Source organism: Peptacetobacter hominis (assembly GCF_006861675.1).
Taxonomy (GTDB): Bacteria; Bacillota; Clostridia; order Peptostreptococcales; family Peptostreptococcaceae; genus Peptacetobacter; species Peptacetobacter hominis.
In genome coordinates this window covers 78,489-97,481 of sequence record NZ_SGJB01000004.1, presented here as the reverse complement: position 1 = coordinate 97,481, position 18,993 = coordinate 78,489, and the positions used below count along the sequence as shown (strand labels likewise).

General features: G+C 34.2%; 18 protein-coding genes. 16 read left to right on the top strand and 2 right to left on the bottom strand.

The features are described 5' to 3' along the window. Positions 1 to 119: 119 nt before the first annotated feature. Positions 120 to 1,376 carry an NAD-specific glutamate dehydrogenase gene (gluD, locus tag EXD82_RS03270; protein ID WP_142535486.1) on the top strand — a complete coding sequence of 419 codons (1,257 nt, stop codon included), beginning with the start codon at positions 120 to 122 and terminating at the stop codon, positions 1,374 to 1,376. 70 nt (positions 1,377 to 1,446) lie between these two features. Here the strand turns inward: gluD and EXD82_RS03265 are convergent, their stop codons facing one another. After that, on the bottom strand, positions 1,447 to 1,959 hold the full coding sequence (locus EXD82_RS03265) for a hypothetical protein (RefSeq protein WP_142535485.1): 513 nt from the start codon (positions 1,957 to 1,959) through the stop codon (positions 1,447 to 1,449). Positions 1,960 to 2,121: 162 nt separating this feature from the next. On the opposite strand from EXD82_RS03265, the gene EXD82_RS03260 reads away from it, so the two are divergent. From EXD82_RS03260 to EXD82_RS03225, 8 genes are all read left to right on the top strand, one after another. Beyond that, positions 2,122 to 2,817, top strand: a complete 696-nt coding sequence (locus tag EXD82_RS03260) for a response regulator transcription factor (protein ID WP_142535484.1) — start codon at positions 2,122 to 2,124, stop codon at positions 2,815 to 2,817. After that, positions 2,795 to 4,318 (top strand): sensor histidine kinase, encoded by a 1,524-nt coding sequence (locus EXD82_RS03255; protein WP_142535483.1) that lies wholly within the window; start codon positions 2,795 to 2,797, stop codon positions 4,316 to 4,318. The genes EXD82_RS03260 and EXD82_RS03255 overlap by 23 nt, the downstream gene beginning before the upstream one ends. 92 nt (positions 4,319 to 4,410) lie before the next feature. Next, positions 4,411 to 5,355 carry a C40 family peptidase gene (locus EXD82_RS03250; RefSeq protein WP_174919140.1) on the top strand — a complete coding sequence of 315 codons (945 nt, stop codon included), beginning with the start codon at positions 4,411 to 4,413 and terminating at the stop codon, positions 5,353 to 5,355. Positions 5,356 to 5,552: 197 nt separating this feature from the next. Further along, positions 5,553 to 6,476, top strand: a complete 924-nt coding sequence (gene pyrB / locus EXD82_RS03245; protein WP_142535482.1) for an aspartate carbamoyltransferase — start codon at positions 5,553 to 5,555, stop codon at positions 6,474 to 6,476. Between the two features lie 18 nt (positions 6,477 to 6,494). Continuing rightward, positions 6,495 to 7,181 (top strand): dihydroorotate dehydrogenase electron transfer subunit, encoded by a 687-nt coding sequence (locus EXD82_RS03240; protein WP_142535481.1) that lies wholly within the window; start codon positions 6,495 to 6,497, stop codon positions 7,179 to 7,181. After that, complete coding sequence (locus tag EXD82_RS03235; protein ID WP_142535480.1) at positions 7,181 to 8,083, top strand: dihydroorotate dehydrogenase; 903 nt, start codon at positions 7,181 to 7,183, stop codon at positions 8,081 to 8,083. The genes EXD82_RS03240 and EXD82_RS03235 overlap by 1 nt, the downstream gene beginning before the upstream one ends. Positions 8,084 to 8,202: 119 nt before the next feature. Beyond that, positions 8,203 to 8,787, top strand: coding sequence for an orotate phosphoribosyltransferase (pyrE, locus tag EXD82_RS03230; RefSeq protein WP_142535479.1), 585 nt, complete (start codon positions 8,203 to 8,205; stop codon positions 8,785 to 8,787). A gap of 2 nt (positions 8,788 to 8,789) precedes the next feature. After that, positions 8,790 to 9,008, top strand: coding sequence for a hypothetical protein (locus EXD82_RS03225; RefSeq protein WP_142535478.1), 219 nt, complete (start codon positions 8,790 to 8,792; stop codon positions 9,006 to 9,008). A 65-nt stretch (positions 9,009 to 9,073) separates the two neighbouring features. Here EXD82_RS03225 and EXD82_RS03220 read toward each other — a convergent pair whose 3' ends face one another. Beyond that, positions 9,074 to 9,970, bottom strand: coding sequence for a LysR substrate-binding domain-containing protein (locus tag EXD82_RS03220; protein ID WP_142535477.1), 897 nt, complete (start codon positions 9,968 to 9,970; stop codon positions 9,074 to 9,076). A gap of 168 nt (positions 9,971 to 10,138) precedes the next feature. On the opposite strand from EXD82_RS03220, the gene EXD82_RS03215 reads away from it, so the two are divergent. From EXD82_RS03215 to EXD82_RS03185, 7 genes are all read left to right on the top strand, one after another. Further along, positions 10,139 to 11,194 (top strand): YeiH family protein, encoded by a 1,056-nt coding sequence (locus EXD82_RS03215; RefSeq protein ID WP_246082000.1) that lies wholly within the window; start codon positions 10,139 to 10,141, stop codon positions 11,192 to 11,194. 718 nt (positions 11,195 to 11,912) lie between these two features. After that, positions 11,913 to 12,788 (top strand): DNA-3-methyladenine glycosylase family protein, encoded by an 876-nt coding sequence (locus EXD82_RS03210; RefSeq protein ID WP_142535476.1) that lies wholly within the window; start codon positions 11,913 to 11,915, stop codon positions 12,786 to 12,788. Positions 12,789 to 12,971: 183 nt separating this feature from the next. Continuing rightward, a complete protein-coding gene (locus EXD82_RS03205; protein WP_142535475.1) occupies positions 12,972 to 13,256 on the top strand; it encodes a co-chaperone GroES in 285 nt (94 codons plus the stop codon). Between the two features lie 93 nt (positions 13,257 to 13,349). Continuing rightward, positions 13,350 to 14,969, top strand: a complete 1,620-nt coding sequence (gene groL, locus EXD82_RS03200; RefSeq protein WP_142535474.1) for a chaperonin GroEL — start codon at positions 13,350 to 13,352, stop codon at positions 14,967 to 14,969. A 195-nt stretch (positions 14,970 to 15,164) separates the two neighbouring features. Continuing rightward, on the top strand, positions 15,165 to 16,703 hold the full coding sequence (gene guaA / locus EXD82_RS03195; protein WP_142535473.1) for a glutamine-hydrolyzing GMP synthase: 1,539 nt from the start codon (positions 15,165 to 15,167) through the stop codon (positions 16,701 to 16,703). A gap of 221 nt (positions 16,704 to 16,924) precedes the next feature. Next, positions 16,925 to 17,770, top strand: a complete 846-nt coding sequence (locus EXD82_RS03190) for a hypothetical protein (protein WP_142535472.1) — start codon at positions 16,925 to 16,927, stop codon at positions 17,768 to 17,770. A gap of 29 nt (positions 17,771 to 17,799) precedes the next feature. After that, positions 17,800 to 18,966 (top strand): AAA family ATPase, encoded by a 1,167-nt coding sequence (locus tag EXD82_RS03185; RefSeq protein ID WP_142535471.1) that lies wholly within the window; start codon positions 17,800 to 17,802, stop codon positions 18,964 to 18,966. Positions 18,967 to 18,993: the final 27 nt, after the last annotated feature.

Sequence of the window (18,993 nt, the reverse complement as noted above, 5' to 3'; positions counted from 1 at the left end):
AAATGTTGTACTATTTTTAAAAAAGTATGTTATAATCAAAATGTAGACGCGGGAAAAAGTTTTTTTCAGCGTGAAAAATTTACTTTTGTTCAATGATGAATATTTAAGGGGGCTTACAAATGTCAGGAAATGTATTTGAAAACGCACAAGCTCAGGTTAAAAAAGCATGTGATAAGTTAGGAATGGAACCAAACGTATATGAATTACTAAAAGAACCACAGAGAGTTATAGAAGTTAACATACCAGTTAAAATGGATGACGGTTCTATAAAAGTATTCAAAGGGTTCAGATCTCAGCACAACGATGCTGTAGGACCAACAAAAGGTGGAGTAAGATTCCATCCAAACGTATCATTAGAAGAAGTTAAAGCTTTATCTATATGGATGACTTTCAAATGTTCAGTAACAGGTATACCTTATGGTGGAGGTAAAGGTGGTATAATAGTTGACCCAGCTACTTTATCTCAGGGAGAACTTGAAAGATTATCAAGAGGATATATAGATGGTATATATAAATTAATAGGAGAAAAAGTAGACGTACCAGCTCCAGACGTAAACACAAATGGACAGATAATGTCTTGGATGGTTGACGAATACAATAAATTAACAGGAAGCAGCAATATAGGTGTTATAACTGGTAAACCAGTTGAGTTCGGTGGATCTCTAGGAAGAAACGAAGCTACTGGATTCGGTGTTGCTGTAACTGCTAGAGAAGCAGCTAAAAAATTAGGAATAGACATGAAAGAAGCTAAAGTTGCTGTACAGGGATTCGGTAACGTTGGTGCTTTCACAGTTAAAAATATACAGAAATTAGGCGGAACTGTTGTTGCTATAGCTGAGTGGTGCAAAGATCACGGAACTTACGTAATATACAACGAAGCTGGATTAGATTTCCAGGCTATGTGGGACTTCAGAGCTGAAAACGGAAACTTATATAACTTCCCAGGAGCTAAACACTTATCATTAGATGAGTTCTGGGCATTAGATGTAGATATATTAGTTCCAGCTGCTCTAGAAAACGCTATAACTGCAGACGTTGCAAAAACTATAAAAGCTAAATTAGTTTGTGAAGCTGCAAATGGACCTACTACTCCAGAAGCTGACGAAGTTTTAGCTGAAAAAGGTATAGTATTAACTCCAGATATATTAACTAACGCTGGTGGTGTTACTGTTTCTTACTTCGAGTGGGTACAGAACTTATACGGATACTACTGGTCAGAAGCTGAAGTAGAAGCTAAGGAAGAAGAAGCTATGGTTAAAGCTTTCGAAGCTCTATGGAAAATAAAAGAAGAATACAATGTAACAATGAGAGAATCTGCATACATGCACTCAGTTAAGAGAGTAGCAACTGCTATGAAATTAAGAGGATGGTACTAAGATTTACTCAAAGTATTACAGTGAATAAACAAGGCAGGGTTTTAACCCTGCCTTTTATTTTTTTATGGATTTAATTATTTATGCAACTGCCGTCCCTTCTTCCATGTCCACCGTTACCCTTGCCGGAACCATCACGAGGTCCGTTTCCTTTGTTTCCATTTCCAGAACCGTTCTGTAATCCGCTACTGTTGGAATTATTCTGAGTACTATTGCTGTTATCTGTTTCATATGAACTGTTTTGTGAATTGCCGGCTGAGTTGGAATTTACATTACATGTACCATTTCCATAACCAGTGCCATCGCAATTACCATTACCCTGAGAATATGTGCAAGTTCCATCTCCTGTACAGTTGTTTTTTCCTGTTTCTTTTTTGAATTCATCAAGTTTACCAGAAGAAGCTGCGATTTCTCCATATGTCATACCATCAGATCTCATTTCTGTAACCTCAGTAGTAGTTTTTCCAGTGATTTTTGATACTATATCAACAAGAGACTGACCTGTTGAATCAGCATATATAGATGTTGAAAGAAGCATTACTGAAGAAGCTGCTGCAAGTCCTATAACTTTTAATCTTTTTTTCATAATAAATACCTCCATTTCAATTTGTTTTAATACTCTGATTTTGTTTGTTCTATCCTTTGATTGTATAATAAATCAGAAATGTGTCCTTTAAGTGACAAAATAAAAAAATGACACAAAAAGTACAGAATACGGATGTATAATTGTCATAAAGGAGGAATTGATATGAAAATACTTATAGTTGATGATAATAGAGATATAAATGATGTACTTGTAAAATATTGTAAAAATCAGGGATACAGTACAATGTCGGCGTATGATGGCAAGGAAGCAATAGAGATATACGAAAAAGATGGAGCGGATATTATACTATTGGATGTTATGCTTCCCGAAATTGACGGCTTTGAGGTATGCAGAAGAATAAGGAAATACTCAAATGTTCCTATTATAATGGTGACAGCGAAAGGTGAGGATATGGACAGAATAATGGGGCTTGATATAGGTGCAGACGATTATATTGTAAAGCCGTTTTCTCCAGCGGAAGTAATGGCAAGAATAAGAGCTATAATGAGAAGAATAGGAAGAGAAATAGAGGTTGAAACAAATGAAAATACAATAAAATGTGGTAATCTGACTATAGATATAGAAAAATTTTCTGTGTATATAAATGAGGATGAGTTGTCACTTACAAAAAAAGAAAAGGAACTTCTTATAATGATAGCGTCATCTCCGCAGAAAGTATTTACAAGGGATAATCTTCTCGATAGTATATGGGGTATTGATTACTACGGTGATATAAGAACGGTTGATACGCATATAAAAAGACTTAGAGCAAAAATTGAAAAGTATGAAAAAAAAGGATGGGATATAACTACTGTAAGAGGGGTGGGATATAAATTTGAAAAGATATCTCGGATTTAAAAGCATAAAATCAAAAATCGCCGTTTATATTGCGGGAATAGTAATTCTTTTCTCTGCGGTTATGTGCACAGTTTTTCTTATATTCTTTATGAAGTATAGTATAGATACAACAGCAGATGATCTGATGCACCACACAAAGTCGATATCTGAAAATATATCGGGATCACAAAGTGTAACAGACGGAGTATCATCCGGCCGGGGAGTTTCGGGAAAAGGAAAGAAAAATAATCGGAATCATTCAGGTATGTCAGGAGGTATAAAAGGTTATATAAGGCTTGCAAACAGTCTTGCAGATGCTGAAGTATTTATTATAGATATGAAGAATGAAGATGTTATAACAGGCGGAGAAACTGTTTATAATACATATAGCGATATGCCAAAGGGATATATGGATGTTATACAGAAGTCTTTTTCCGGGGAAAGCGGCGTAGTTTCGGATATAAATAAAAGGAGTTTTCGGGGACATATAATATCATATGCTCCCGTATATGGAGAAAATGATGAAATTATAGGTGGAGTTGTACTCGATAGAAATATGAATTTTATGGAGTCGGGTATAAAAAATGTATTTATGATAGTTATAATGAGTATAGTTTCAGCTATAATACTATCGGTTATTGCAGGTATATTTTTATCTGGAAGAATGATAAATTCACTATCAGTTATAAAAAATACGATATCTGAGATAGCAAAGGGAAATACAGGTAAAAAAACAGGACTTAAGAGAAATGATGAGATTGGGCAACTTCGGAAATCTGTAGATACTATGTCCGAAAAACTGAAAAAAGCAGATGAGGAAAGGGATAAACTTGAAAAACTCAGAGAAGAGTTTATATCAAATATATCTCATGAGCTTAGAACGCCTGTAACCGTTATGAGAGGAATGGCAGAGATGTTAAGCGACGGTATTGTAAGTGATGAAAATGAAAAAGATGAAATGATAGAAAAAATAAAAAATGAGAGTATCTATATGCAGAGACTTGTAAATGATACACTTGAACTTTCAAGACTTCAGAATGCGAAGTTTAAGATAGACTCGGATATAATAAATATACAGGAGCTTGTATCTGATGCATCGAGAAGTATAAGACACCTTGCAGCAGAAAAAAATATAAATGTAATAACTGATATATCGGTTGGTGAAACATATATAAAAGGTGACTATGCCAGACTTAGACAACTTATACTTGTACTTGGGGATAATGCAGTGAAATTTTCAGAGGAAAATACAGATGTAAAAATAAAGGTATATACATATAACAACAAGGTAAGAGTATCTGTAAAAGATAGAGGATGTGGAATAGCGGACTCAGATATAGAAAATATATTTGAAAGATTCAGTAGAAGCAGAGATGAAAGAAATAAAAGAGGAACAGGACTTGGACTTGCAATTGCCCAGAGAATAGCAAAAAGACATAATACGGAATTGAAGGTCAAAAGTGAGTATCAAAAGGGAAGTACTTTCTATATTGATTTTGATATATATGATAATGTTATGTAAATCATTTACATTATAAAAAGTTGATTGTATAATATAGATTAGACGTATAAAAAACAGAGGAATGGATATAATGTTATTTAGGAGGTGTATCGATGGATAAGAATAAAATAATGTCTCTTGTAATGTCTGCGGTTATAATAGCAGGTGGAACAGCTCTTGTATCAGCAGATGAAATAGGAGAAGTAAAAGCATCTTCTGAAACTGGAATAGTAATAGAGGAGTATCAGGAGGCGCCATACAAGACAGCTACTGTAAAAGACGGAAAATCAGTTAATGTAAGAATAGATGGAAGTGTAAAAAGAGTTGCAAAAGAGGGAGAGCAGTTCAAAGTAATAGGAATTCAGGGTGAATGGCTTAATGTAGAGGACGGAGAAGACGAAGCATGGATTTCATCTGAATTTGTAGATATATCAGAGGGAGTTGCGTTCACTACGGCGTCTACTCTTAACCTTAGAGCAGCTGACAATACTTCAGCTGAAGTAATAGAGGAACTTGATAAGGGAAGTGCCCTTACAGTTGTTAAAAAAGAAGGAGACTGGCTTCAGGTAAGAAACCGGGGTACAGAAGGATATGTGCATGCGGACTATGTAACAGATGAAGCACCTATAGTACCTTCTGTAGATGTAAACGGAAATGTAATAGATGTACCTTCAGCTGACAGCTACAGTGTACAGGCTGTACTTAACCTTGCGTACTCAAAGAAAGGATCTCCATATCTTTGGGGATCAACAGGTCCTGACAAGTTTGACTGTTCAGGATTTACAAGTTATGTATTCAGAAATGCAGTAGGAGTGTCTCTTCCAAGAGTATCAAGAGATCAGGCAAATGTTGGTACAGAGGTATCGAGAGATCAGCTTCAGGCAGGAGATCTTGTATTCTTTGCTACAGATGGAACAGGAAATGTAAGTCATGTAGGAATATATGTAGGAAATGGATGTATGATACATGCTCCTCATTCAGGAGATGTTGTAAAAGTTACAAGTATAGATTCAGATTATTATACAAGCCATTTTGTAACAGCCAGAAGAGTATTATAAAAACAGAATAATATATAAATAAAGGCTCACATTTTATGTGAGCTTTTTTGGGGTTAGATATTCTTTTTAAGATAGGCAATATGGTAAAATATAGATAAATAATGATTTTATTGACATAAAAAAACAAAGGTGATAAGCTACTAAAAGAAATAAAAGGCTCTATAACGTTTCTATGAGTCTAGGAGAGGGGATACGACATGTTAAAATCAAGAAGTTTAATACGGCCAGAGGATTTCACTGTAGAAGAAATAGATGAAGTTCTTGAACTGGCAAACAGAATAATAGAAAATCCTGAAAAGTTTATCCATGTATGTGACGGTAAACTTATGGCAACACTTTTCTTCGAACCATCTACAAGAACAAGACTTAGCTTCGAATCAGCTATAAACAGACTTGGCGGACGTGTAGTAGGATTTTCAGATCCTGGAGCATCTTCAACAACAAAAGGGGAAACTCTTCAGGACACAATAAAAACAGTATCAAATTATGTTGATATAATAGCGATGAGACATCCGGTGGCAGGTGCTGCAAAAGAAGCAGTAGAGGTATGCCCTCGTCCATTTATAAATGCGGGAGATGGTGGAAATCAGCATCCAACTCAGACTCTTACAGATCTTCTTACAATAAAATCTCTTAGAGGAACTCTTGAAGGTCATACAATAGGACTTTGCGGAGATCTGAAATACGGAAGAACAGTACACTCACTTACAAAGGCTATGTCAAGATACAAAGGTACAAAATTTGTATTTATAGCACCAGAAGAGTTAAAAATGCCTGACTATGTAAAAGAGGCAATAGCTGGACACGATTTTGTTGAAACAACAGATCTTGAAAGTTCTATACCGGATCTTGATATACTTTATATGACTAGAGTTCAGAGAGAAAGATTTGACGATATAGAGCAGTACGAAAGACTTAAAGATACTTACATACTTAATGCGGAAAAAATGAAATCTGCAAAAGAAAATATGTTAGTTCTTCATCCACTTCCAAGAGTAAATGAAATATCTACAGATGTGGATTCGGATGAAAGAGCAGTATATTTCAAGCAGGCAGGATACGGAATGTATGTAAGAATGGCGCTTATAATGAAGCTTTTAGGAATAGAAGAACCAAAATAGATGAAAGGAAGATATTAGATGAGCAGAATTTTAGAAAATGTATATATCGGTGAAGATATGTACAGAATGAAGGTTGCAGGAAACTTTGAAGGAAAAATGGGACAGTTCTATATGCTTAGAGCATGGGATAAATACCCGGTACTTTCAAGACCGATAAGTATCCACGATATAGACGAGGAAAGCATAAGCTTCCTTTACAAAGTTGTGGGAGAAGGAACTGAGATATTTGCAAAACTTGAAGCAGGAGATGAAATACAGCTTCAGGGACCTTATGGAAACGGATATGAAAAAGTAGAAGGAAAAGTTGCTCTTGTAGGTGGAGGAATAGGAGTTGCTCCTCTATACCTTGTAGCTAAAAATATGCCTGGATGCGATGCATATCTTGGATTCAGAGAAGAGCCGATACTTGTTGAAGAGTACAGTAAATACTGTAATGAAGTAAAAACAACTACAGGAAATACATTTATAACAGATATACTTGATGTAAACGAGTACGACTATATACTTACATGTGGACCTACTCCTATGATGGAAAAACTTGTAAAAATGTGTGAAGGAACAGATACAAGAATAATGGTTTCTCTTGAAAATCACATGGCCTGTGGTGTAGGAGCCTGCCTTGTATGTACATGCAAAACAAAAGGCGGAAACAAAAAGACTTGTAAAGACGGACCAGTATTCTGGGGAGAGGACGTGATTTTCTAATGGCAGATTTAAGAGTAAAATTCGGTGATATAGAATTCAAAAACCCTATAATAATGGCATCTGGTACATTTGGGTTTGGTAAAGAATACAACGAGTACTACGATGTAAACGAGCTTGGAGGAATAAGCAGTAAAGGTCTTACTCTAAATGCAAAACCAGGTAACAACGGACTTAGAATATATGAAACTCCATCTGGAATAATGAACAGTGTCGGACTTGAAAACCCTGGAGTTCAGGGATTCATAGATCACGAAATGCCTTTCTTCGGAAACCTTAAATGCGTTAGAATAGCAAATGTTGGTGGAGGTTGTCTGGAGGACTATGTAAAAGGTGTAGAACTTTTAAACGACCAGGATATAGATATAGTGGAACTTAACATATCATGCCCTAACGTAAAAGCCGGTGGAATGGCTTTCGGAATAAAAAATGAAGTTGCAAGAGAAGTTGTAAGAGAGGTAAGAAAAGTATGTAAACATCCTCTAGTAGTAAAACTTTCTCCAAATGCGGAAGACATAGTTGGAATGGCAAAAGTATGTGAAGAAGAGGGAGCAGACGGTGTATCTCTTGTAAACACATTCAAGGCACTTGCAATAGATATAAAAAGAAGAAAACCTGTATTTGAAAATGTGACAGCAGGACTTTCAGGACCAGCTATAAAACCTATAGCACTTAGAATGGTATACGAGGTAAGTCAGGCAGTAAACATACCTGTAATAGGAATGGGAGGAATATCTTCAGCCAAGGATATACTTGAATTTATAATGGCTGGAGCAACTCTTGTACAGCTTGGAACTGTAAACTTCATGAATCCTGAAGCGGGAATACAGATACTTAAAGAACTGGAAGAACTTATGGACAGCGAGGGAATAAAAAACCTTGATGAAATAAGAGGTATAATATAAAACAAAATTCAAATTGTATACAAAAATAATTTTACATACTGAGAAACTATTGTATAATAGTATATGGATTAAAGATAAAGACTAAAAATGAAATAATAATATAAATGGAGGACAAAGATATGAGCAATGTAGATGTAATAGAAATACTTAAAAAAAGTGATGCATTATTAGAAGGACACTTCCTTTTATCTTCAGGAAAGCACAGTAACAGATATATACAGTGTGCAAAAGTTCTTAGATTCCCAGAGTACGCTGAGCAGGTACTTAGCACAGTTGTTGAGCAGATAAAAGATCTTGATATAGACCTTGTAGTAGGGCCAGCAATGGGTGGAGTTGTAGTTTCTTACGAACTAGGAAGACAGTTAGGTAAAGAAGCAGTATTCACTGAAAGAAAAGACAACACTATGGAACTTAGAAGAGGATTCGAAGTTAAGCCAGGTGCTAAAATAATAATAGCAGAAGACGTTGTAACTACAGGAAAATCAACAAAAGAAACTAAAAGAGTTCTTGAAGAATTAGGTGGAGAAGTTATAGGTGTTGCATGTATAGCTGACAGAACAAGCGAAGATATAGGAATGCCTATATACAGTGCAATAAAACTTGACATACAGGTATTTGACGCTGATGAATGTCCTCTATGTAAAGAAGGAAAAGAGAAACTTGTAAAACCAGGAAGCAGACAGTTCAAAGAATTAGGAATGTAATTATGATATTCTTTCTTAGATACAGACACTATATATATAGTATAGTTTCCACAATAGCTCTTTTTGTAATGTTATATCTTTACAAAGTTGAGGGATGGAATATACCTACAGTGGAATTTCTTGGAGTGCTGATATTTTTATTCGCTGGAATAAAAGGAATAACAGAAAATAAAAAGCATGAAAAAGAAGAACTGGAAAAAAATGAAAATACAGAAGAATAATAAATAAAGCCTCTGATATAAAAATCAGAGGCTTTTATAATTTGATAATGTAATAATTAACAATATTATATGCATAATGATTCTGAATAGCTTTTAAGCTCATCTATAAATACGGTTGCAGCTCTACTTGGAGTTATATTTTTTGAAACTATATACGAAAAATTTCTCACATATGTCTCATCCGGAGACACGCATACAATCTCCTCTTTTCTTTCAGCACGTTTACATATAAGTTTTGAAAGAAGAGTTATACCCATATTATTTTTTACAGCTTCTTTGACTGCAAAATTACTTCCAAGAACTGTTATAGATTCAGGAGTTATCTTGTTCTGACTCAGGAACATATCCAGAAAATCCCTTGTACCGGAACCGGATTCCCTTGCTACCCATTTCCTTCCTGAAATAAGATCTCTATAGTCCTTTTTGTGAATCAGGCTTTTTTCTGAGTAAGGAAATGCAAGAACCATTTCATCTTTATAGAAGAATGTCTGATTGAAGTCTGATGATGAAATGTTTCCCTCTATAATACCTATATCTATGCTCAGATTTTTTACCATATTTGCAATCTTTGAAGTATTTTCAATGAAAACCTCTATATTCACATCCGGATATTTCTCAGAAAAATATGCTATAAGCTCTGGAAGAAGAAACTCACCTATAGTAAGGCTGGCACCTATTCTTAGACTGCCGCTTATATTTTCGCTGTAGTTTTTTACCTCCTGAACAGTAGTATCCATAAGCTCTATAATTTCCTTTGCTCTTCTATAAAGAAGATATCCCCTATCTGTAATTGCTATACTTTTCTGTTTTACAGAACGGTCTATAAGTTTTACACCGAAGTGATTTTCGAGATTTTTTATATGTACACTTACGCTTGGCTGAGACAGGCTAAGCTTTTCAGCTGCTTTTGTAAAGTTCTTCAGCTCAACGACAGTGATAAACGATTTTAGTTCTTCAAACATATATACCACATCCTTCAAAATTGATTCCTGATACTACAATTATAGCACAATTTATATTAAATTTTTTAATAATGTAGATTATATATATTCATTTTACTAATGGTTAGACGAGGCGTATACTGAAAGCATAGACACGAGATAAAAGTTTTAAAATAAGGAGGAACAAAAATGCAGAATCAGGGAACTTTAAAGTCGGGAGTTATGATAGGACTTCCTGAAAGAATAAAATCGATAATACCGGGATTTGCAGTATCGGCGGCTGTTGCTATGGCATCTGTCGTAGCGGCAAAATTTATACCAAACGTAGGAGCTGCATCAATAGCAATATTTCTTGGAATGATAGTTGGAAATCTTTCATTTGATCAGTCAAAAATGATGAGTGGATATAAATTTTCGGAAACAGATCTTCTGGCGTATTCAATAGTTCTGCTTGGAGCAACGCTTAGTGTAGGAAATATAATGGCACTTGGAGTCGGCGGTATAATGTTTATAGTTATACAGATGGCAATAACAATAGTATCAGCTTTATTTATAGGTAAAAAACTTGGATTCGGAAATAATTTCAGATACCTTATGGCGAGCGGAAATGCAGTGTGCGGTTCTTCGGCAATAGCAGCTACAGCACCAGTTGTAGGAGCAGATGACAACGATAAGGGAATAGCAATAACAATAGTAAATGTAACAGGAATAGTGCTTATGTTTTTACTTCCTGCAATTACAGCATTCCTTTATGGAAATGAAACACTTAGAAGTTCAGCTATGATAGGTGGAATACTTCAGTCGATAGGTCAGGTTGTTGCGAGCGGTGCAATAGTAGGACCTGAAGTAAAAGACATGGCGACAATATTCAAACTTGTAAGGGTTGTATGTATAATATTTGTAGTAATATTCTTCACTATACTTAAATCAAGAGAAGAAAAGAAAAACGGACTTGAAATGTACAGCGAAGAGGCTGCTGAAAAAGGCGGAATAAAAATACCTTGGTATGTAATAGGATTCTTTATAACATGTGCATTATTCTCAATGGGATTCATACCAGAAAATGTATCAATGATGTGTAAAGAGATAAGCAACAAATTTGAAATAATAGCGCTTGCGGCTATAGGACTTAAAGTAAATGTAAAAGAGCTTTTAAGACAGGGCAAAGATGTAACTATGTACGGTGCAATGGTAGGAACTGTACAGGTTGCAGCAGCTCTGATACTTATAAATTTATTCTTCTAAAATCAATACTCCACAGAAAACTCCCCTGTATAAACAGGGGAGTTTTTATATTTATAATTAGCATCAAACGGATACATCTTTTTTATTTGATTTTAGTTTTTTATGTAAATATAGATAGATATCTATGACTATAGTTATAGCAAGATATAGATATATAATATTCTTTCCTACGATGAAGTATAGTATTGCTGATAAAATAGCAAGTACTATTGAAAAAGCACAAAGATTGTTATTTACTTTGTCAGAGTAAATACTGTTTTGGCATATTGCCTTTAAACTTATAAATAACCAGATCGTCAACAAGTATAAGTCAACTAAAGTTGTAGCGATATGTTCTGCTCTATCTCCAAATATATTTTCGCTTGTGAAAATAAAAATTATAAGTAATACAGCTATAAATATCAAAACGATAGATAGAGATTTACTGTTTTTATTGATGAAATTCACCATACTCTACACCTCCTGATGATGTAATGAGAGACACACCCTTATAATCAACACCTCATAAATAATTTTAAAGACGTTCTTTGACTGTATAATAGCATACTAATAGAAGGATATACAACAAAAGTACTATATGTCATCAAATTGTAATAAATATAAATCCAATATTTTACAATCGGGTTACAATTATATTGAACTAAAATAAATAAAAGGAGTTATATATTTTGTATATGGGTATTATAATTAGATATATAAGAAATTGCGGAGGTAAGAAATGAACGTATATGAGATAGAAAATGGAATAGTAATAGAGGGAGCAGACAGTTTTGATCCTGTTCATGTATTTGAATGTGGTCAGTGTTTCAGATGGCATAGAGAAGAAGACGATTCTTTTACAGGAGTAGCTATGGGAAAAGTTATAAATGTAAGAAGAGAAGGAGATAATATATACATAGACAACACAAACATGGAAGACTATGAAAATATATGGCGTGATTACTTCGATATGGATACAGATTACTCAAAAATAAAAGAGGATCTGAAATCATACGACGAATACCTTGAAAAAGCCTGCAAATTCGGATGGGGAATAAGAATACTCAGACAGGATAGCTGGGAGATGCTTATATCATTTATAATATCTTCAAACAACAGAATACCGATGATACAGAGGGCAATAGAGAACCTTTCTGAAAGATACGGAAGTTATATAGGTGAATACAGAGGCAAAAAATACTATGCATTCCCTACACCGGAAGAACTTTCAAAGGCTACAGTTGAAGAAATAAGAGACTGTAAAACAGGATTCAGAGATAAATACATAAAATCCACATGTGAAGCGGTGAAATCATCGGGAATAGATGTAAAATCATTCAGAGAGATGGATACAGAGGAGTGCAGAAAAAGACTTCTTGAATTCAATGGTGTAGGACCAAAGGTATGCGACTGTATAGCATTATTTGGAATGCAGAAAATGGATACTTTCCCGGTAGATGTATGGGTAAAAAGAGTGATGCAGGAGTTTTATGTAGAGGACGATATGAGCCTTACAAAAATAAGAAAATTTGCACTTGATAAATTTGGAGTGAGTGCAGGATATGCTCAGCAGTATCTTTTCTACTATGCAAGAGAGCTTGGAATAGGAAAATAGAACGATATTGGACTCTATAAATAGAGCATTATAAAATCAATCTAAACCAAAATAAAAAAATATTTATATAGGTATTGAAAATTGATGTAAAAAGGTATATTATAATAATTGTTAGCACTCTTAGTATTAGAGTGCTAAATAATAAGAAAAAAATATTCTAATATAGATTGGGAGGCATATAATATGAAAATAAGACCATTAGCCGACAGAGTAGTAATAAGAAAAGCTGAAGCTGAAGAAAAAACAGCCAGCGGAATAATACTTGCAGGTGCAGCAAAGGAACAGCCACAGATAGCAGAGGTTGTCGAAGTAGGACCAGGTGGAGTAGTAGACGGAAAAGAAGTGAAGATGGAAGTTGCAAAAGGCGACAAGGTAATATATTCAAAATATGCGGGAACAGAAGTAAAGGTTGAAGGAGAAGAGTACACAATACTTAGACAGAGCGACATACTTGCAGTTCTTGAATAATGAAAAAACAATCAGAATATAAGAATCATATAAATGTGCACAAAGCACAAATCAGAATATACGAATAAGTATTATTTTGGGAGGTAGATTGACATGGCAAAAGAAATAAAATTCTCTGAAGATACAAGAAAATCACTTGCAGCAGGTGTAAACAAACTTGCTGATACAGTAAAGGTTACAATAGGACCAAAAGGAAGAAACGTAATACTTGATAAAAAATTCGGTGCACCACTTATAACTAACGACGGTGTTACAATAGCTAAAGAAATAGAACTTGAAGATAGATTTGAAAATATGGGTGCTCAGCTTGTAAAAGAAGTTGCAGTTAAGACAAACGACATAGCAGGAGATGGTACAACAACAGCTACTGTACTTGCTCAGGCTATAATAAGAGAAGGACTTAAAAACGTAACAGCAGGATCAAACCCTGTACTTCTTAGAAAAGGTATAAACAAAGCTGTAGAAGTTGCAGTTGAAGAGCTTAAAGCACAGTCAAAAACTATATCTACAAAAGAGGAAATATCTCAGGTTGCATCTATATCAGCAGGAGATGATGAAGTAGGTAAACTTATAGCTGAAGCTATGGAAATAGTAGGAAAAGACGGTGTAATAACTGTTGAGGAATCAAAAACTATGCATACAGAACTAGATGCAGTTGAAGGTATGCAGTTTGACAGAGGATTTGTATCAGCTTATATGGTAACAGATGTGGATAAGATGGAAGCTGTACTTGAAAATCCATACATACTTGTAACAGACAAGAAAATATCTAACATACAGGACATATTACCAGTTCTTGAACAGATAGTACAGCAGGGAAGAAAACTTCTTATAATAGCTGAAGATGTAGAAGGTGAAGCACTTTCAACACTTGTAGTAAACAAATTAAGAGGAACATTCGATGTTGTTGCAGTAAAAGCTCCGGGATTTGGGGACAGAAGAAAAGAAATGCTTGCAGATATAGCAGTTCTTACAGGTGCTCAGGTAATATCTGATGAATTAGGTTACGATATAAAAGATACTCAGATGTATATGCTTGGTAATGCATCATCTGTAAAAGTAACAAAAGAAGCTACTACAATAGTAGGTGGAGCCGGAGATAAAAACGCTATAGAAGATAGAATTTCACAGATAAGACATCAGATAGAACAGACTACATCTGATTTTGATAGAGAAAAACTTCAGGAAAGACTTGCAAAACTTGCAGGTGGAGTTGCAGTAGTAAAAGTCGGTGCAGCTACAGAAGTTGAAATGAAAGAAAGAAAACTTAGAATAGAAGATGCTCTAAATGCTACAAAAGCAGCAGTTGAGGAAGGTATAGTAGCAGGTGGTGGTACAGCACTTGTAAGTGTAATACCTGCACTTGAAAAACTTATAAATGAACTTGACGGAGAGGAAAAACTTGGAGCAGTAATAATAAGAAAAGCTCTTGAAGAACCTCTAAGACAGATAGCAATAAATGCAGGTCTTGAAGGTGCTGTAATAGTTAAAAACGTAATGGATGCAGAACCTCAGGTTGGATTTGATGCACTTAACGAAAAATATATAAATATGATAGAAGCTGGTATAGTTGACCCTACAAAAGTAAGTAGAACAGCTCTTCAGAACTCAGCATCAATAGCAGGAGTATTCCTAACAACAGAAGCTGCAGTTGCAGATATTCCAGAAAAAGATACAGACCCAATGGCTGGGGCAATGCCTGGAATGATGTAATAAAAGCATTTAAAAAAATGGTATACAAGAGGATTTCGGATTTTCCGAAATCCTTTTTTAATAATATCAATTAAATAAAACTATCGAACAATTTAACAATAAATCTTTTAATTGTTGGGGATTTCAAGTATAATAAAAGTATTATAATGTAACTTTTATGCAAAAAAATATTTTAAATATAAGGAGAGAATAGTGATGAAACATGAATTAGTGCTAGTCATAGACTTCGGTGGTCAGTACAACCAGCTGATAGCAAGAAGAGTAAGAGAAAACAATGTTTATTGTGAAATTCTTCCATGTACTACAGACATCGAAAAAATAAAGGCTAAAAACCCATCAGGAATAATATTCACAGGTGGACCAAACAGTGCATATCTTCCAGATTCACCAACTATATCAAAGGAAATATTCGAAATAGGAGCACCTATACTTGGAATATGCTACGGAGATCAGCTTATAGCTCATCTTTTAGGCGGAAAAGTTGAAAAAGGTGGAAAACAGCAGAAAGAATACGGAAAAACTGAAATAACTTACGGAGAATCTGCTTTATTCGAAGGACTTACAACAAACTCTGTATGGATGAGTCACACTGACTACATATCAGAGCTTCCAGAAGGATTTGAAATAATAGCTCACACTGCAGACTGTCCAATAGCAGCTATGCAGAACGTTGAGAAAAATATATACGGAGTACAGTTCCACCCAGAGGTTGAGCATTGTCTAGAGGGAGATAAAATACTTAGAAACTTCCTTTACAATGTATGTAAAGTTAAGGGAGACTGGACTACAGATTCTTTCATAGAAGATAAAATAAGAGAAATAAAAGAAAAAGTAGGGGACAGAAAAGCACTTTGCGGACTAAGCGGTGGTGTTGACTCTTCTGTTGCAGCTGTATTAATGCACAGAGCAATAGGTGACAACCTTACTTGTATATTCGTTGACCACGGTCTTTTAAGAAAGAACGAGGGAGACGATGTTGAAAGAATATTCAAAGAAAGATTCGATATGAACCTTATAAGAGTAAATGCTGAGGACAGATTCCTTTCTAAATTAAAAGGTGTAACTGAGCCTGAGCAGAAGAGAAAAATAATAGGTGAAGAATTCATAAGAGTATTCGAAGCTGAGTCTGAAAAACTAGGAAAAATGGACTTCCTTGTACAGGGAACTATATACCCAGACGTTATAGAGAGTGGGCACGGAAACGGTGCAGCTACTATAAAATCTCACCACAACGTTGGTGGACTTCCTGAAGATGTAGATTTCCAGGAAATAATAGAGCCATTAAGAGAATTATTCAAAGACGAGGTTAGAAAAATAGGTCTAGAGCTTGGAATAGATGAAGATCTTATATTCAGACATCCATTCCCAGGTCCTGGTCTTGGAATAAGAGTTATAGGTGAAGTAACAAAAGAAAAATGTGATATATTAAGAGAAGCAGATGCTATATACATGGAAGAGCTTAAGAGAGCAGGTCTTTACAGAGATATATGGCAGGCATTTGCTACACTTCCAGATGTTAAGACTGTTGGAGTTATGGGAGATGAGAGAACTTATGCTTATCTAGTAGGTATAAGAGCTGTTGCTTCTTCTGACGGTATGACTTCTGACTGGTACAAAATGCCATACGATGTGTTAGAGAGAATATCTAACAGAATAGTTAACGAAGTTGATGGAGCTAACAGAGTTGTGTATGATATAACTTCTAAGCCTCCTGGAACAATAGAGTGGGAATAAGATTTTAGTTATTGTATTCTGTAGGAAGAGATGATATTATAGTTATATAGAATACTTTTGTCGCAAACCGTGAGCGTCTAATAAAAAGAGCGGCCAGGTAGTAGATTATGTGGTGAACCTTTCAATTATAGGTTCACCTTTTTTTGTATGAAATAAGTTAGAGTATATTTGTTTAAGATAAATTTAAAATTTAAATATAAAAAGGAGGATGAGCTTTTATAATGCTATTCAATATTTATTACTTAAACTTTTCAAAAGTATATGAAATAAAGATGATGTTAAGTAATGTTATCAAGACAGATGAAAGTATAGAAACTGGACAAAACGACACTGTTGATGCGGCGATGCAGGCAAAAATGGGGACAAAGTTTTTGAAATTATTCAACGCTGAGATCGGTTCCGATATTAAGTCGGGTTCAACAGATTCGCAAAAGGTCCTTGAAAATTTTAAAGTAACTATGACAAAATCGCTTATTTTGAGCGAAGTTATGGACAAATGTAAACCTGTTACTGATTTTAATAGCCTTGAAGAGGGTCAACTTATTAGAATTGATAAGGTATCACTATCTTTAGAAAATGAAACAGAATTGAGAACAGTTAAAATGTTTTCCAATGGTTCTTTCAAAGGTATGAATTTGCCAGAATCAGGTGGACTTGATATCAACAATTTATTCAATTCTATGTTCAAGGATTATTCTTATAAACTAAAAGGCGAAATTAATAATAGTAAGGAAAAAGTACTAATAAAAATTCCGCTCACATTCGAGAATGAATTTGAGAATATGTATAATGTGGATGACTTGTTTATCGGAAAGGTATCTTTAATCGGAATATACAAAGGAAAAACGAAGGTTAATGGACTAAAAAATTCATTTGAATTCTTTCAAGAGTTGAGTCAATTTTCAAAATCTGATTCGGATAGTGAGGTTCATAATAGTCAATATATTGAATCTACTGTAGATAAGTTGAAAGGTGAAGATGAGGACATAGATTATAATTATATAGATCTTCTCGCAATTATACAGGTAATAAAATCACAGGATAGCGAAACAGATGATGAATTCTAAAAAACAACAAAACGAAAGAGGGTTATCTAATGAGTAAATTATTTTTCTACACAAGAGATCAGTTCTTCAATTTTAAATCTGATCAAATGAGTGCAGGATTTGAATTTTTGAGTATGTCTAAATTAATATCATCTCAAAAGATTGAAAGTTTGGAGGTATCTCAACAATATTATGTTGATATTTCTTCTATAGTTAGTTTTGTAAAATATGACGACTCACAACTATTCAATTTTGAACAATTATTTAATAGTTTTGGGGAAAACATATCTTTTATTTGTGACAAAGTTTACGAAAAAGATATCAAATATATTTTTCGATATATATTTGATGAGTTTTCAGATGTTGAAGTTGAAAGAGATGAAATCACAGATGAAGTTCAAGAAATATCGGTTAAAGAATCTTCTTCTGTTAAAAAAATTACTGATTTAGATGACGCTGAGCTAGATTTATTCTTTTCTAAATTTGATGAAGGGTTATACGGTCATGAATGCTTTAAAGAAGAATTTAAAGAATTGGTCACTTCTTTTAGAGTATTTAATAAGTTAGGCGAACATAAAATACTATCATTATTTTTAATGGGTGACTCTGGTATAGGTAAAACTGAGGTTGCGAGAACGATTCATAAGGCACTTGGAAGTCAATCGAAGTTAGCAAAAATAAGTTTTGGAAACTACAGTAGCCATGATGCGCTTAACAGTTTGATTGGTAGCCCTCGAGGATATATTGGAAGTGACGGGGGTGAATTGTTAAAAAGAGTCAATGAATCTGATGTAGGTTTAATATTAATAGATGAATTTGAAAAAGCTAATAACGCTGTATTCAATTACTTTTTGGATATTCTTGAAAACGGTAAAATTATAAATTCTCAAGCAGATGAGTATGATGCTAATGGTTATATTATTGTATTTACATCAAATATTACTAAAGAAAATTTTACAAGCAAAATATCTCCCGAATTAAGATCTCGTTTCGATTATAAAGGTGTTTTTAATTTACTTACTGATGAAGATAAGAAAAAGTTTGTTCGTTTTAGGGTGAATCAAATTATTACTAAGTATTATCAGCTTATTTCAGAGGACGTACCAGATAAATTGTATGATACTATCATTAGTGAGATAAATGTTTCCCAATTTAAAAATATGAGAGACCTAAATAAGAAGATAAAAGATACTTTTGTTGCCAATATCAAACCTTGATTTATTAATGGATTTATATTACATTTG